At 60.7% G+C, this 16125-nt stretch carries 13 protein-coding genes; 5 read left to right on the forward strand and 8 right to left on the reverse strand.

Annotated features, from left to right (window positions below):
• The first annotated feature begins 279 nt into the window (after positions 1 to 279).
• Positions 280 to 843 (forward strand): arsenate reductase/protein-tyrosine-phosphatase family protein, encoded by a 564-nt coding sequence (locus tag B1400_RS00355; protein WP_095612526.1) that lies wholly within the window; start codon positions 280 to 282, stop codon positions 841 to 843.
• A 4-nt stretch (positions 844 to 847) separates the two neighbouring features.
• Here B1400_RS00355 and B1400_RS00360 read toward each other — a convergent pair whose 3' ends face one another.
• The gene (locus tag B1400_RS00360) at positions 848 to 1735 is read right to left on the reverse strand and encodes a beta-1,6-N-acetylglucosaminyltransferase (RefSeq protein ID WP_095612527.1); all 888 of its coding nucleotides are present in this window, start codon (positions 1733 to 1735) and stop codon (positions 848 to 850) included.
• 14 nt (positions 1736 to 1749) lie between these two features.
• Positions 1750 to 2748, reverse strand: a complete 999-nt coding sequence (locus B1400_RS00365) for a glycosyltransferase family 2 protein (protein ID WP_095612528.1) — start codon at positions 2746 to 2748, stop codon at positions 1750 to 1752.
• A gap of 138 nt (positions 2749 to 2886) precedes the next feature.
• Between B1400_RS00365 and B1400_RS00370 the strand changes: the two genes are divergently transcribed.
• Together B1400_RS00370 and B1400_RS00375 are read left to right on the forward strand one after the other, a co-directional pair.
• Positions 2887 to 3867 carry a polysaccharide pyruvyl transferase family protein gene (locus B1400_RS00370; protein WP_157909596.1) on the forward strand — a complete coding sequence of 327 codons (981 nt, stop codon included), beginning with the start codon at positions 2887 to 2889 and terminating at the stop codon, positions 3865 to 3867.
• A gap of 44 nt (positions 3868 to 3911) precedes the next feature.
• Positions 3912 to 5405 carry a lipopolysaccharide biosynthesis protein gene (locus tag B1400_RS00375; protein WP_095612530.1) on the forward strand — a complete coding sequence of 498 codons (1494 nt, stop codon included), beginning with the start codon at positions 3912 to 3914 and terminating at the stop codon, positions 5403 to 5405.
• A gap of 10 nt (positions 5406 to 5415) precedes the next feature.
• On the opposite strand, the gene B1400_RS00380 is transcribed toward B1400_RS00375, so the two are convergent.
• On the reverse strand, positions 5416 to 6552 hold the full coding sequence (locus tag B1400_RS00380; RefSeq protein ID WP_157909597.1) for an acyltransferase family protein: 1137 nt from the start codon (positions 6550 to 6552) through the stop codon (positions 5416 to 5418).
• Positions 6553 to 6611: 59 nt separating this feature from the next.
• Positions 6612 to 7568 (reverse strand): glycosyltransferase family 2 protein, encoded by a 957-nt coding sequence (locus B1400_RS00385; protein WP_327078499.1) that lies wholly within the window; start codon positions 7566 to 7568, stop codon positions 6612 to 6614.
• Positions 7569 to 7777: 209 nt separating this feature from the next.
• On the opposite strand from B1400_RS00385, the gene B1400_RS00390 reads away from it, so the two are divergent.
• Positions 7778 to 10978, forward strand: coding sequence for a leucine-rich repeat domain-containing protein (locus B1400_RS00390; protein WP_162288139.1), 3201 nt, complete (start codon positions 7778 to 7780; stop codon positions 10976 to 10978).
• Positions 10979 to 10993: 15 nt separating this feature from the next.
• On the opposite strand, the gene B1400_RS00395 is transcribed toward B1400_RS00390, so the two are convergent.
• Genes B1400_RS00395 through B1400_RS00405 form a run of 3 tightly spaced genes read right to left on the reverse strand, consistent with a single transcriptional unit; the run spans position 10994 to position 14322 of the window.
• On the reverse strand, positions 10994 to 12121 hold the full coding sequence (locus B1400_RS00395) for a glycosyltransferase (protein ID WP_095612533.1): 1128 nt from the start codon (positions 12119 to 12121) through the stop codon (positions 10994 to 10996).
• Positions 12118 to 13275, reverse strand: coding sequence for a glycosyltransferase (locus tag B1400_RS00400; RefSeq protein ID WP_095612534.1), 1158 nt, complete (start codon positions 13273 to 13275; stop codon positions 12118 to 12120). The genes B1400_RS00395 and B1400_RS00400 overlap by 4 nt, the downstream gene beginning before the upstream one ends.
• A gap of 60 nt (positions 13276 to 13335) precedes the next feature.
• Positions 13336 to 14322 carry an EpsG family protein gene (locus B1400_RS00405; RefSeq protein WP_157909598.1) on the reverse strand — a complete coding sequence of 329 codons (987 nt, stop codon included), beginning with the start codon at positions 14320 to 14322 and terminating at the stop codon, positions 13336 to 13338.
• Between the two features lie 448 nt (positions 14323 to 14770).
• Between B1400_RS00405 and B1400_RS00410 the strand changes: the two genes are divergently transcribed.
• Positions 14771 to 15784 carry a glycosyltransferase family 2 protein gene (locus tag B1400_RS00410; protein ID WP_095612536.1) on the forward strand — a complete coding sequence of 338 codons (1014 nt, stop codon included), beginning with the start codon at positions 14771 to 14773 and terminating at the stop codon, positions 15782 to 15784.
• Between the two features lie 99 nt (positions 15785 to 15883).
• On the opposite strand, the gene B1400_RS09860 is transcribed toward B1400_RS00410, so the two are convergent.
• Positions 15884 to 16125 (reverse strand): S-layer homology domain-containing protein (locus B1400_RS09860; protein ID WP_235607228.1); only part of this gene is annotated, 242 nt, incomplete at its 5' end.

The following is a 16125-nucleotide window of genomic DNA, read 5'->3' on the forward strand; positions in this document are numbered from 1 at the left end:
GCACGAACCCCTAGAACACAGTGCGTGTTGATTGTGTTCGCCATATTGCACGCAGCTGCAGCACGAGCGATAAAATCATGGCACAGGCAGCAAAGCATGTTTTTCGGCTTCACTGACGCCAGTTATTCAAAACACGCTACACGGTCAGCTTCTGAACACGCCACGTCCACGTCACGGATAGGCGATTACCGACCGATCTTGATATCCGGATTGGTCGGTAGTCTTATCCATGACCGATTTCGGTCTGCTGATTGGCGCTATAGCCCGAAAGGACACCACATGCATGTACTGTTCGTGTGCACCGGTAACATCTGCCGTTCGCCGATGGGCGAGCTCATGTTCCCGTTGTTCTTTCACGACGATTCGATTACGACGGATAGCGCCGGAGTGCAGGGGCTCATCGATAGCCCGATTGACCCGTCGAGCGCACGGCTCATGCAGATGGACGGTATCGATACATCAGCGTTCCGCTCCAAGCGACTTACGCCACAACTCGCGATGGGCAGCGACCTCGTCCTGTGTTTCACCGAACGCCAGCGCCAGAAAATCGTCGAACTCGCTCCACGTACACGCATTCGCACCTTCCTGCTGACCGACTTCGCTGACCTGTGCGGCTACTGTGCGCACAATGACCTGATCGAAGGGGACACGCTCGAGGACCGTCTCGATTCGGTGCTCGCGAACTCGTCTCTCGTACGTCCGATGCTGCCGCCTGCGCATGACATCGACGACCCGTACCGCAAGGAGTTCCCCGCCTTCGAAACCGCCCACCAGCAGATCGGCGAAGCCTTCGCAACGATCGCCGCTGCGCTCGAACCGGCCAAAGGCGCGCACGCGAGCTGACCGATCAGCGCGTGCGCAATGTATCGGCGATCTTCCGGATGATCTCCGAGTCCACGCGCTCGTCGAACTTGCGCGCGAACAACTGCGGCGACGCCATCAGTTCGTCGTAATCCTGCGACCGGAACACATAGGGGGCGCCGCGTTCCCAATCAATGAGCCTGAGATTGTCGCCATGGCCATCGCTGTTCGGGTCGTATAGGTTGCCCGCGAACGGCGAGTTGAGCGCCATCGTCTGGATAAACAGCTCGTCCGAGCAGTAGCTTGACCGGAACGTGCGTTCCACCAGAGGCTCCTGTTCCACCAGATAGCGGCCGAATTCAGCCGTGATGCTGAACCACTGGCTTCCTTTGCCGATCTCCTTAAGCCGCGAGTCTTTGAGCCGGTCCACATGCAGCAGTTTCTGCGCCTTGCTCAGCACGCGCGTGGGCAGATCGTCCTTTCTGCCTGTGCGTTCCTGCCATGGATGATGGATGGCGATGCGTTCCTTGATGTCATCCATGCGTCCGTCATTGGGCTTGCGATACACGAAGGCGATGAACTCACGTCCTTCATGCTCCTGTAGGAATCGGCAGATCTCGTCGTTCGTCTTGATCGGCAGGTCGGCGCCGGACAGCAGATGCAGATACCCATACGCGCATCCGGATTCCATGGCCGCCCGGATGAGCCTCATCTCGCAGCGCACCTGGCTGTAGCCGCCCCACGCCACCGGGGTCGGTTCGACGATCGTCAGCTTAGATCTGCGCACATAACGGCCCAGATCGGGCACCTCGGCGCGTGGGGTCTTCGCGTCGATATGCAGATACAGGTCGTTGCGTTTATCATCGAGCAGTCGCAGCAGCGTGCTGAGCTGGTCGAAGTTGTTGTAGGCCATGATCAGGTATGCATGACGCATCGTGTTCCTCCCCTTCAGCCCAGATGGTCGAAGGCCCACCGCGCCGGAGCAAAGGCGCCGCGGTACAGCATGAGCTTGAGATACCCCTTGGGGCTCAGCCCCCGGTGCACTCCGGCGGCGCGTAGATGTGCGCGGTACCGCTGATAGTTCGCGCGCACTTCCTCAAGCGGCATCGTTCCGGCTGACGCCATGATTTTCTCGTTGATATAGAACACCGTGCCGACCGTCTCCCGGTACAAGTGCACCGGTTCCACATGCGCCAGATCCCGGCAGGCTCCGATCGCATACTCGTGCACCGTCCAGATGTCGTTGAGCTTGCCTTGCGAGACCTTCGTCTGCAGGCTGCCGGCACGAGCCATGCGATAACAGTACAGCGGCGCATGCACGACGGCTATCCGGTTTGACGCGCAAATCGCATCAGTGACGGCGGGATAATCCGAGCAGGTGCGCAGCTGCGGAATCGTCATCGACTCCATCGTGGCCCGCGTAAACATCTTGCCCCACAGTTCGGGCCGTATCGCATAATCGTCGTCCACGAAGAAGCGGTCGCAGAGCCTGGAGGCGGCCTCCCGGCGTCCGATGACCTCTTCGGGCATGCTGTCCTGTACAGATATGGATGGTTCGCCGCCGTCCTCGAAGTTCTGCGCGCGGCATACGGCCATGTCCGCGTCATGCTCCGTCAACGCCCGCACAAGACGTTCCAGATACGTGGCATCCAGCAGATCGTCCGGATCGGCGAAGGTGATGAATGTTCCCCTCGCCTCGGCGAGCGCGGACCGACGCGCTCCTGCGACGCCTTGGTTCTCGGCATGGAACAAGCGAATCCGGCTGTCCTCGGCGGCCGCCCGTCCGCAGATCGCGGCCGTATCGTCACCGGATCCGTCATCCCATGCCACGATCTCGTAATCACCGTAGCTTTGCCGTGCCATACTTGTGAGAAAATCAGGGAGATACCGCGCCACGTCATGCATCGGAACAATGACCGAAACCGTGGGATTTCCACCCTTCTGCATCCGTTGACCTTCCTTCTAGCTGTCGCTTAATCAGCTTATCATCGACACATGCGCTTTTACGACCGAATCGTGCACGCCATCGGCTTTAATCGAGTTCATAAACTCAAGCATCTTCGCCGATATCATGACGGATTGAAGATGCATGGGCATGAGTTCCCGACCTCACCCGATACCCGTATATGCGTCATCGTCGGCTCGGCCGATTACGGCAACATCGGCGACATCGCGATCTCCGAGGCGCAGCTGGCGTTCCTGCAGGATCATTTCCCGGGAACCGTCATCGATATCATCGGCATGCGTTTCCTCGAATACCGCCGCGCGCTCGAACGGCGTCTGACACGTCGTGACGTGCTGTGCTTCCAAGGCGGCGGCAACATGAACGACCTCTACCCGTGGTTCGAATACGAGCGTTGCGAGGCGCTTGCCACCTTCCCGCACATCCGCAGCGTCATCATGCCGCAGACGATCCATTACAAGGATTGGCGTTCACCGCTGCTGCGCTACTCGCAGAAGGTCTACGCGCGCTGCACCGACCTGCATATCTTCGCTCGCGAGCGCCGCTCCGAGGAACTGATGAAACGCACCTACCCAGATGCGGACGTGGAGCTTGTGCCGGACATCGTGCTCACGCTCGACCCGTCCCCGTTCATCGAGGGGTCGCCGATCCGTGACGGCATCACCGTCATTCTGCGCTCCGACCGCGAGCGCAGCCTCGACGATCAGGCGCGCGCCCGCATCGAGGATATCGTCAGAGCCCGCGGAATGCAGGTGTCCCATACCGATACGGCGAGCAGCGCCAACCATCTGACGGCTGACGACCGCCGGCGTATTCTCGGCGACATGCTCACGACCTTCGCGTCGTCGCAGGCCGTCGTCACCGACCGTCTGCATGGCATGGTGTTCGCGGCGATCACCGAGACGCCATGCGTCGTGTTCGCGAACAACAACCATAAGATCCAGGGCGTCTACCAGTGGATCAAGGATCTGCCGTACATCCGTTTCGTCGACGACGTGGATGAGCTTCCCGACGCGCTCAACGCCGTCATGGGGGCGCCGGCCGCCTATCCGCGTGAACGGATGCTTGAACATTTCCGACCGCTCATCGAGGTGCTGCGGTGAGCGAGAGGGGAAACGACACTGCGGTGAGAGGCGACGTGCCGGATATGGCAGGGCGCAAGGACGGCCATGAGGTCATGGAGCGGCTGACGAAGCCGGAGTCGACGAATCCGGCGAACAAGTACAAGAATCTGCTGCTCAACATCGGCCTGTTCGCGCTCAATACGGTCGCGACGAAGCTGATCGCCTTCCTGCTGGTGCCGCTGTACACGTATTACATGACTTCCGGCGAGTTCGGCGTCACGGACATGTCGACGACGGTGATCAGCCTCGTCATGCCGTTGGCCACGTTGTCGATCTCGGAAGCCACGATGCGTTTCGCGCTCAATGACGAGGAGCACAACAAGAGCTACATCACGGTGGGCTTCATGATGGTGTCGCTGAGCTGCCTCATCGTGCTGTGCTGCCTGCCGCTGCTCAAGCTGCAGATCTTCGGCGGCCTGAACCATTACCAGTGGTTCTTCTTCATCTCCTATGTCACGAACGCCTTCCAGATGCTGCTCAACAACGTGGCGCGCGCCGTGAACGAAATCAAGATCATCCCCGTCGCGTCCGTCGTCACCGCGTTGTCCACCGGTCTGTGCGCGTGGCTGTTCATCGGCGTCGTGCATGGCGGTGTCGTCGGCTATTTCTGGTCGATGATCATCGGCAATGCGCTGGGCATCCTGTTCTATCTGTTCGGCGCAAGGCTGTACCGTTTCGTCTCGTTCATCACCTTCGCACGGATCAAGGCGAATCTTCAGGTGATGCTGCGCTATTCGCTGCCGCTCATCCCGAACGCGCTGTTCTGGTGGGCCGGCACGAGCATCAATCGTTTCTTCATCACGTCGATGCTCGGCATCGCCGCCTCCGGCCTGTTCGCCGTGGGCACCAAGATCCCGACGCTGCTCAATCTCGTCTGCGGCATCTTCCAGCAGGCGTGGACGCTGTCCGCGTTCCAGGAGTACAAGCGCACCGACATCTCGTTGTTCTTTACGAAGATCTACCGCATCTTCCAGTCCGGCATGGTCCTCGCCTCCTCCGGCATCATCCTGATCACCCCGTGGATCGCCGGCTTCATGCTGCAGAAGGAGTTCTATACGGCGTGGACGCTCGTTCCCGCTCTGCTCGTGGCGTTCTATTTCAATACGCAGAACGCGTTCTACGGCACTGTGTACACGTCGAGCATGCATACGACGACGTTGTTCACGACGACGATCTGCGGCGCGCTGACGATCGTGGCCGGCACCTATTTCCTCATCCCCCCGATGGGTCTGATGGGCGCATGCGTCGCGATGGCGCTCGGCAACTTCATCGTGCTTGTGCTGCGCATGATCTTCGCGAAACGGCTCATCGTCGTGCAGGTGCATTGGGTGACGGTGCTGCCGTCGGTGCTGCTGATGATCGCACAGGCGGTCGTCATGACGATGCAGCCTGCCTTCTACATGCTGTGGTCGGCGGTCATCTTCGTCGTCATCGCGATCATCCAGGCAATCGACCTGACGCCCACGGCGAAGGAACTCTACGCAAGAATGCGCCAAGGTCGCTCGCAGTCGGCCTGACGATCCCCCTTCACTCCGTCGAATCCACAGCGCCGCCCTCCGGCGCTGTGCGACGACGCACGCGACGGCCCCGCACGGCCGCCGCCAAACGGTCGAACCATGCGCCCCGATGCCGGTCCACAGTGATGCGGAACAGGCCCTGACGCAGCAGGTCCAGCATCAGGCACACCGTGAACACCATCAGGATGACCAATGCGCCGGAGATGATTGGATGTGCGGAGCCGAAGATCTTCGGCAGCGGCAGATACGTCGTCCAGCATCGGAAGATCGGCGGATAGAAATGGATCAGATACACGCCGAACGCCGAGGCGGCGAGGACGTTGACGAATACGCTGTGGAATCGGCGGCGCAGCGCCAGCAGCATGATGCCGGCGCCGATCATCATCGACGGCAGCCGCCAGTGGTCGAAGATGAACATCTGCATGCCGGCCATCCGTCCCGTGGCCATGAATATGGCGTTGGCCGCCAGCAGATACACCAGTTCGATGACGATGCCAGCGCCGATCAGCGCCCAGCATGAGCGCACGTCCAGTTCCCGCATATGCCAGCGGTAGTAGCTGATGAGCACATACCAGTAGATGAACACGAAGACGCTCGCGTCGGTCAGGCCGAACTCCACGTGAGGCACCAATCCCCCGACGCCCCACACGACGAGGCAGACGGCGGCGAGCTGCCCGTGCCGGCGCTTCGACAGCCGCCGCAGACCGTCGTTGAGGAACGGCAGCAGCACGAGGAACAACGCGTAGGCGGACGCGTACCACCACAGATTCGTGCTCAGCGGAAACACGCTGCGCACAGCCGTCATCGCCAAGCCATCGCCCACATAGACGCCCTCATGATGCAGCGCCAACGTGACGGCCAACAATGTGATGCTCCAGAACAGCAGCTGCCGTTCGAGGATCCAGACGCGGCGCAGGCTGCTCGTCAGTGTATGCTCACGGTCCATCAGGAACCATACGGACATTGCGAAGAACATGAAATTGGCGACCCAACCGCCACCCATATAGACGAACTGGTAGACGAACTTCGCGATGGACATCGGCTGCCGCGCCAGCCATCCGCCGCCGCCCACATAGACGTAATGGTATCCGACGACCATCAGCATCGACACGAGCCGCAGCAATTCAACGCTGGAATTGCGCCGCATGACCGTGCTCTGCGCGCTACGGTGGCGTCCCCTCACGGTTTCCCCATCCTTCCCGGCCGTCATCGCAGCGCCTTCTTCAGACTGCCCAGCGCCGTCGCATACTCCTTACGATGCATCGAACGCAACGGCAGATGGAACAGCCCGTCCCACACATAGCCGCGCAACCGCTTGAGGAGCGCCCGTTTTTTCGCCTGCTCTTCAGGCGGCGCCTCCAACCTCCGAACCGATTCGATGATGACGCCGGCGCCGCGCATGACGTCGAAGCGCGCGCAGTCAAGCATCGTCGGGGCGACGTCCCTGACGAAAGCCAGTTCAAGGTCCGCGCGCGTCGGCCATCCAAGCCGCGTATGCAGGCTGCCGGTGCGGGTGACCGACGCGGCGTTGTCCTCGTAGTGGTAACCCTGCGAACGCGGGATCACGGCCACACGCTGCGCCTTCCACATCACCCGGATCAGCATGAGCACGTCCTCGCCGATCTTCTGGTCGGTGAACGTCAATCCTTCGTAGACCGATCGGCGAACGCAGCTCGTCCACAACGTGTGCACCATCCGGTCCAGCAGGAACTGCCGCAACGGCTCCGGATGGGCATAGACGCCGACGGCGGTGCCCGTGATGACGGCGTCCGCATCCGGATGGGCCTCCAGCTGCCTGACGAACCCGTCGACCCAATCATCCTCGATCCAGTCGTCGCCGTCCACCCACATCACCCAGTCGCCGCGCGCCGCCGCAAGTCCCGCGTTGCGCGCGGCTCCCGCACCAGCATTGGCCTGATGCACGACCCTCACCCGGTCATCCGCATGCGCATAACGATCGCACAACGCCGATGTGCCGTCCGTCGAACCGTCATCCACCAGCACGACCTCGATGTTCCGATAAGTTTGGCCAAGCACGCTGTCGCAGCATCGGGACAGATATTGCTCAACATTGTATACAGGAATAATCACGCTTATTTTGCGTGTATGACATCCGATATCCATACCACCGTCCTCCTCACAGCCCATCTCCCTGTAAACCATCCCATGATACCGGTGAGCAGCGAAGAACAGCAGCCGAACAACCACGGCCACGCCTCCCCCGCGACGATTGACACCTTCCTTCGCCTGTCGATATAATGTTCGTCCGCATATTTCCTCGATGGAGAGAAGAACCTACGACAGGGATGGAGGGCATCATGAATCTTGCATCGTTGCGCCGGAAAACGACCGGCATCCTACTGACATTCGCCATGGTGCCGTTCACCGCGCTCGGCGCCACCGCGCAGGAAGCACCGCAAAGCGCATCGGCATGCGTGGCGGGAACCAACACCTACGAACAGTGTCTTCCGGACGCGTCGCTCGCCAACACCGTGGCGACCGCGGCGAACGCCGATGCGGACGCCGTCATCACGACGGACGCGATCGCGTCCCTCACCTCGCTCAACGCACGCCACGCCGGCATCAAGGACCTCACCGGTCTGGACACGTTCACGAACCTCACGACCGTGCAGCTGTCCAACAACGACATCGTCTCGCTCGCCCCACTGTCGGCGCTAACGAAGCTCACCGATCTGGAACTCTACGGCAACCTCATCGCCGACCTCACGCCGCTCTCCACGCTCACCGCGCTGACGAAACTCGGCCTCGGCGACAACGAGCTCACCGATATCACGCCGCTCGCGCCGCTCACGTCGCTCGTGACGCTCAACCTGTCGCATAACGGCATCACGTCGATCGACGCGCTCGGCGACATGACGAAGCTCGAGTATCTGTGGGCGTCCGGCAACGAGATCTCCAACGCGGACGTGGTCAACAACCTCACGGCGCTCAAAGGCGGCGACCTGAGCACGAACGGCGTGCTCAGCGCCGCGTACATCACGTCCGATCCCGAGGAATACCTCGTCATGACGGGGCAAGCAATCAAAACTGCCGTGACGGTCAAGCACGGCGACACCGTCACGGCCCCGATGCCGATCGGCTACGACGGCAAGCCCGTCACGCCGGTGGGCATCGACAACAACGGCGTCTTCGATGCCTCCACCGGCCAGGTGTCCTGGAAGACGACCGCGGACATGTACAGCGGCATCACCTTCATCGCGCGGTATGAATCGCAAGGTGGCGGCAAGTCCGGAGACCGTCCGTTCTCCGGCCGCATCAGCGTCAAAGTGGTCTTCGAAAACGAAGCGGACATGACGACGGACACCGGCGTGCCCGCGCAGCCGCGCAAGCATGAGCAGGTGATCACGCAGGCCGTCGCAACGACATGCGACGGCACGACGACGATCGCCGACTGCTTCCCGGACAAGGCGCTCGCGCAGGTTATCGCCAAACAACTCGAAACCGACGTCGCACACGTCATCACTGCCGAAGAGCTCGACTCGATCACCGAGATCGACGCGGACAATGCCGGCATCGTCGTGCTCTCCGGCGTCGAACATCTGAAGAACCTCAAGACGGTCCATCTTTCGGACAACCAGATCAGCGACCTCACGCCGCTGCGCGACTGCGAGCACCTCTACGACGTGCGTCTCTACAACGCCTCGGTCAGCGACGTCTCCGCATTGGCGAACAAGACGGAACTGTGGGGCATCGGGCTGGGCAACAACTTCATCAAGGACTTCTCCACAATGACGAACGTTCCCAAGCTCGGCTGGGCGGACGTCTATTCGAATCTCATCGAGGACGTCTCCTTCATCGGCCAATGGCCGAACTGCGGCTCCATCTGGCTGTCCGGCAACCCCTTCACCGATGTCTCCCCGTTGGCGAAGGCCACACAGCTCGACCGCCTGCAGCTCGAGAACAACGCGATCAGTGATATGTCCCCGTTCGCCGGCTTCTCCCCCAAGCAGTATTCGATGAACGACAATCAGGGCATCAACATGGGCGACGTCACCGTCGACGCGGGCGGCGAGGTCACGGTCTCCACGGCGAAGGGCCGTGCAGGAGGCTATCTACGCCCGAAGAAGATCTCTCCGGAAGGCGGCGTCTACGATGCCGCGACCGGCACCGTCATCTGGAAGGACGTCTCGGACAGCGGCGTCTATTCGGTCAAATTCAGCGAATCGGATGACCGGGACTACCTGTACAGCGGCATCGTCTACCGCAACGTCACCGTCGAGCATGCGGACAAGACGCCACCGGACATCAGCGGCGTCTTCCCCACTTACAGCACGCTCGGCGAGCCCTACGACCCGCTCTTCGGCGTACAGGCGCACGACAACGTGGACGGCGACGTCACTGACCGCATCACCGTGCCGCTCAACGAGGTGGACATCAACAAGGAGGGCACGTACCGCGTGCGCTACTACGTCGAGGACTCCGCGCACAACGGCAGCTGGAGCGGCCGCAGGGTCACCGTCACGACGGCCACGATCTCCTCGATCAAAGTGTGGCCGAAGTGGACCGATCCGGGCGTCGCGCCGGATATGGGCAACTACGCGGAGGCCACCTGGAGCGATGGCAACGTGACCGGCGAAGGCGTCGTCTGGGACAAGATCGATCCCGAGCAGTACGCGACGCCGGGCAATACCTTCACCGTTCACGGCAAGGTGCGTGGGCGCGATGTCTCCACGACGGTCACCGTGCGCGGCGAAGCGCCCACGATCGCCGTCGAATCGGTCACGATCAATGGCGATGGTCTCAAGGACGGCGCAATCACACTGCACACCGGCGACACAGTCGCGCTGAAGGCTATCGTCAAGCCGGATGACGCGACGAAGAAGACGGTCAGCTGGTCGTCGTCCTCCAACTACATCGCCTCGGTGAACGCTGAAGGCAAAGTCACGGCGAACAAGGTCGGCACGGCGACGATCACCGCGAGCGCGGACGGCAAGAGCTCAAGCATCACGGTGACGATCCCGGATCGTTTCTCCGACGTGCCCAACGGCAAGGCATTCCATGACGAGATCGAATGGCTCGCCGCGAACAAGATCTCCCAAGGCAACAGCGACGGCACCTATGGATACGGCAAGACGCTGTCTCGTCAGGACATGGCGATCTTCCTGTACCGCATGGCGAAGCTCGAGAAGGTCGAGGGCGCCGAGTCCTTCACTCCCACGGAGGCGGATTACAAGCGCTTTGCCGATGTGAAGCAGGGGTCGTTCGCGGCCAAGGAGATCCTATGGCTCGCCAAGACCGGCATCTCGCAGGGGTCGAACGGCAGATTCAACGGCACGGCCCAGCTGACCCGGCAGGACATGGCGATCTTCCTGTACCGCTTCGCCAAGCTCGCCGGATCGAAATCCGCGACGGACTTCACACCGACCGAGGAGGACTACGCCAAATTCAAGGACGTGAAGCAAGGGTCGTTCGCGGCCAAGGAGATTCTATGGCTCGCCAGCGAACGCATCACGCTCGGCAACTCCGACGGCACCTTCGGAGGCAACTCGAAGCTTTCGCGCGAGGCCATGGCGGCATTCCTGTACCGGATTCACAACCATCTCGCGAAGTGACGCGGTAAGCGTTCCTCAGGACGCCAGCAGACGACGGTAGATGCGCCGCAACGTCTCGCTGGCGTTCTTCGCGTCGTATCCGGCCTGCTCCATCCGCTCGGCCGCACGCGGCCGCGCATCCTCGTCCAATGCGCGTCCCGGAACGGACAACGCCGCGATATGGTCCGCCCAGACGGCATCCGATGCGGACAAGGATTCGAAGCACATCGATCCAAACACATCCGCGTCCTTCGTGACGGTGTCCGAAGCCAATACCGGGATACCGTTCGCCTGCGCCTCGATGAACGCGACCGGCAATCCTTCGAACAGCGACGGGAACACGGCCAAATCAGCGGCACTGTAATAGGCTCCGATGTCCCGCTGACGACCGGTGAGCTTCACATACGGTTCCAATCCCAGACGCGCGACGGTCCTCTCGATCTGCTGTCGGCGCTCCCCTTCCCCGACGAGCAGCAGGAACGCCGCAGGGTCGCCTGTACGGTATTCATCGAACATCTCGACAAGGCGCGTCTGGTTCTTCTGGTCGCTCAGACGCGCCACATTGATGAGCACCGTCGCGTCGGCCGGGATATGCCAAGCTTCGCGCACCTCAAGCCGCTTGCGCTCGTCGAAGGCGAAACGTCGCACGTCGACGCCGTTGCGAACGATCGTGGAGTCCTGCGCGTATGAACCGAACAGATAGGAGGCGGCGGTCTGCGAACAGGCGAGCAGGCAGTGCGCACGCCTGACCATGAAGGGGCGGATCAGATAATGCAGGGACGCGAGCGGTGATTTCGACGACGGACTCGTGTTGTGCGAATGCAGGATGCATCTGCTGCGCGGCGAGACCTTGCGCGCCAATGTGAGCGGCAGATATTTGACAAGCGAATTCTTGTTGAGATGGATGATGTCGAACCCGCGGCCGTAGATCACCTTCATATGACGTCGGTACGCCAACGAGCCATACCGTTCGGGGACGGTGAGCACATGATCATCCGGGATCGACAGGCGCGCGCGAATCGCCGGATCGTCGTTCTGGGCGATGCAATATACGTCGAACTCATCCTGCAGCGGCGCCACCTCGTTCTCGATGAACGCCTCGATACCTCCCCAGTTGCCGCTAATCTCCGAGACGAGGACCGAGGGCTTGGAATTCCCGTTCATGGGCGATCCTTTCCCGCATGCCGTTCATCGAGGAGCGTCTCATACCAGGCGTTCACCTGCCGGGCGCTCTCCCTGATGTCGTACCCGACTTCGGCGAGCATCCGTACGTTGCCCTGGCGCTGCTCCTCCCTCATCGGGTCACGCCCTGCCAATCCCAGCAGCCGTTCGGCCCACTGGCGTGTCGAAGCGGACAATGACAGGTAGTCGATCAGGCCGGGGACGATGCCGACCTCCCGTGTGACCTCATCGGACACGAGCGTCGGGCAGCCCGCCGCCTGCGCTTCGATGAGGCTCAGCGGCAAGCCTTCATACTTCGACGGGAACACCATGACATCGAAGACATGGTAGAGTTCGGCGACGTCGTTCCTCGCCCCCAGAAAACGCACATGATCGCCGATGCCGAGCCTATGCGCCTCCTGTTCCAATTTACGCGTGCTCCGTCCGGAGCCGGCGCCGACAAGCAGCAGCGTCGCGTCCGGCCGCTCATGCAGCAGCGACGCAAATGCCCTGAGTGTGAATGCTTGGTTCTTCTGCACGCACAAGCGTCCCACCTGACCGACGACGAGTCCGTCGCCCAGACCGAGCTCACGTTTCTTGCCCTGCACATCCGGTTGCCGGGCATAGGCATCGAGCTCGATGGCGTTGCGAATGTAATGCACGCGACCGGCGTCCACGGCACGGTCCCCGTAGAGCCAACGGGCGGACAGCTCGCCGCAGGCCGCAAGATCGGTGGCCTTCCATCGGGAGAACGGACGCAGCACGTTCTTCACCGCCGTTTTGGCTATTTCGCTGGAATGAGCCGTGCTGTGGCTGTGCACCACCCGGATGCCAACGTTTTCATGCTGGGCAACAGCAAGCGGGATAACACTGAGCGCATTGACGTTGGCATGCACAATATCCGGCCGTATCCGTGCAAGAACCTGAGAAAGCTCCCGGACGTAGCGTCCCAGATGCTTGTACGGCGCCACCGTGTGAACGGCGCCGCCCAACGCCTCGATCTCTTCGCGCGGAATGTAGTTCGAGTCCTCCTGCACGATGAAATCGAAGCGAAAACGGGAATGATCCGTGTATCTGAACAGGTTCATGATGGTGGCTTCAACGCCGCCCTTGTTCATACGGCCCATCACCTGGGCCACGCGAATTCTGTCATCCATGTCGGATTTACTCGTTTCCCTCAGTTGCTCTCAACGCCAATGCGAACGAATGCATACCTGCTACCAGTATACGGTCGAAGTGTCGAAGACAAAGGTGTACGGCAGGACCTCGGAGGACCCATGCACCTGATACACCACCATCCATGCCGCAAAGCACATAATGACAAGCGTCACGGCGAGATAATAGGCCGTGCCACGCAGGAAAAACCGCAGCATATACGGAATGGAGAGGCATTGAACGATCATGAAATACCAGACAAAGCGGTATCCGACCGGCAATACGGCCTGCAGGAAGCAGAACGCGAGCGCGAAGCTCTGCGCCAGCAGATACCAGTTCGCCTTATTGTCCTGACGTACGCCGTTGGTGCCCAACAAGTAGATCGCCACGAAAATCAGGAATACGGCCAGATTGATCATCGTCAGACGCGTGTCCGAGTACGCGGTGTCGTATTGGCCGGTGATGTAGTAGTCGAATCGCGTGTTCATGCTGAAGCGTTCGGCGAACACGCGCACCACCGACTGCCCCATGTAGGCGCAGCAGGGAAGGATCATGGACACAACGGCCATCGCGCGGTTCGGCAGGAAGAACAGCAGGCAGAACGGGATGACGACGATGCCGCTCAGATGCAGGAAGCAGCTCAGCGCCACCAGCGCGAACGCCTTGATGTACCGGCCCTGCAGCAGGAACACGGTGCCTACGAGGAACGTGACGATGGAGACGTACTGGGCCACGAAGCAGAACGAACGCAGGTAGTGGAAGCTCACGATGTACAACGTCACCGGCAGTGCGATGAACCGCGACTGCTTGCAGATCGCGTAGTACATCATGGCCACCGTGTATACGGCCATCGCGAAGAAGAACCACTGGTTGCTTTCGAACTGGGCGAAGATCCAGATGATGAAATTGAACAGCGCATCGTAATGCGGCGTGTATCCGACGCGCGTCTCCTCCAGCGAAGGCACATACGAATACATGTAATCGATGCCGGTGTCGTACCGCAAACCGGCGAGCAGGATCAACGCAAGCGCGGACAGCGCAATGAACACCCTGCGCAAGGTCCGGGCTCCAGCCAGATCCAGCCGTCGGCTTGTCTGCAACTCCGCATGCGGCATGCGCTGCGCGAGGGTGTCCCCGAAAACCGGCATGGCCTCACGTCGGCACAGATCCGCGCAGAACGCGAAGAAGACAGCCACTGCGAATACGATTCCATACAGCATCATTTCTGGAAGTTCCCCCCATCACCGATCCACGCATGGTACCGTCGCATCGTTCCGCTCTTTCCTCCTAGGCTCGCCGGTGTTGCCTGCACGCCATCAAGACCGGACCCTTTTGCACCTTGATTAGTATAACCAGCATGGCCGATTGCCGGCGCGAAGCGTTCCGTTCTTCACCTAATGTACATCGGAACGTCCTTCGACGCCGGCGAGGCCCCTCATGCCATTGCTGTAGTATGCGTAGGGAGAATCGGGAAAGCGCATCTGAGGAGAGGATACCGTGCCAAAGAGCCAACGGCCATTGGTGAGCATCATCGTGCCGATCTACAACGTGGAACATTATCTTGACGATTGCGTGCAATCGATCGTCGACCAGACCTACACCAATCTGGAGATTCTTCTGGTGGATGACGGATCGCCGGACGGCTGCGGCGCGATCTGTGATGCATGGGCCGAGAAGGATGCACGCATCACGGCGTTGCACAAGCCGAATGGAGGACTTTCCGACGCGAGGAACTACGGCATCGACCGTGCGCACGGCGAATACGTCTACTGCGTGGATTCCGACGATTGGATCCAGCCGAACCTCGTCGAACGTGCGCTCGACGTCGCGCTTGACACCGATTCCGACCTCGTCGTCTTCGAATACAACAGCGCAAGCGACGACGGCAGCGTCGTGAGGCCCTCCGACGACGTGCAGAAGTTCCCTTCCGAGGGCCGGCGCAGCTCCGAGCAGGCGCTCAAACTGCTGTGGGACGACAAGGTGCAGAACTTCGCATGGTCCTACCTCGTGCACCGAAACGTTTACGACACGGGCATCCGGTTCCCTAAAGGCTATCTGATGGAGGACATGGGCACGGCGTATCTGCTTTATGACGCGGCGAACGCCGTCTATTTCCTGCCTGAGCCGCTGTACAACTACCGTGTGCGCCCCAATTCAATCCTTGGCGTGAAGAGCCAGGCGATGTGTGAGGGAACCGTGCATTTCATCCAGATCATCGACCGTTTCGCTCAGTCCCATTATTATCCGCAGCTGCGCACCGAAGAGCTCAACTGGTCGATCCGCTATCTGACCGGCGCGATCATCTGGGCTTATGAATCGCGCAAGCGCTTCAAGCCCGGTGAGTACAAGGCCTTCGTCAAATCCACGAGGAAACTCGTCACCGCCCGCATCAAGGCATTGGGCATCCGCAACATGACCAACACGAACAAGGTCAAATCGCTCGCCGTGTATCTGCATTGCGTGCCGATCATGGACATTGCGTCCCAACGGCGCAGCGGGCGCATGCTGTGATTCTTTCCAAAAAACAGCGAAAAGCCGTGGATGCGGCGTGATGGTTCCTATCACATCGCATCCACGGCTTTTGCATAGTCGCGGACCGTGCCTCGTCGATCAGATGAGTTTGTTGAGGCGGTACAGGAACGCGGCCATCGCAGAACGCGTCAGCTTGCTGCCATACCCGAACGAACCATCCGAATTACCCAGCGTAATACCCGCATTCGCGCACCACAGGATCTCCTTGGCACCGAACGTACCCTGCTTCACATCAGAGAACCGACGGTAATCCGCAGCCGACGGCGCAAACGACGCCGCACCCTGCACACCGGCAAGCTTCGCATACCGATACAGGAACA

This window comes from Bifidobacterium italicum, from assembly GCF_002286915.1.
In the GTDB taxonomy this organism is placed as follows: domain Bacteria; phylum Actinomycetota; class Actinomycetes; order Actinomycetales; family Bifidobacteriaceae; genus Bifidobacterium; species Bifidobacterium italicum.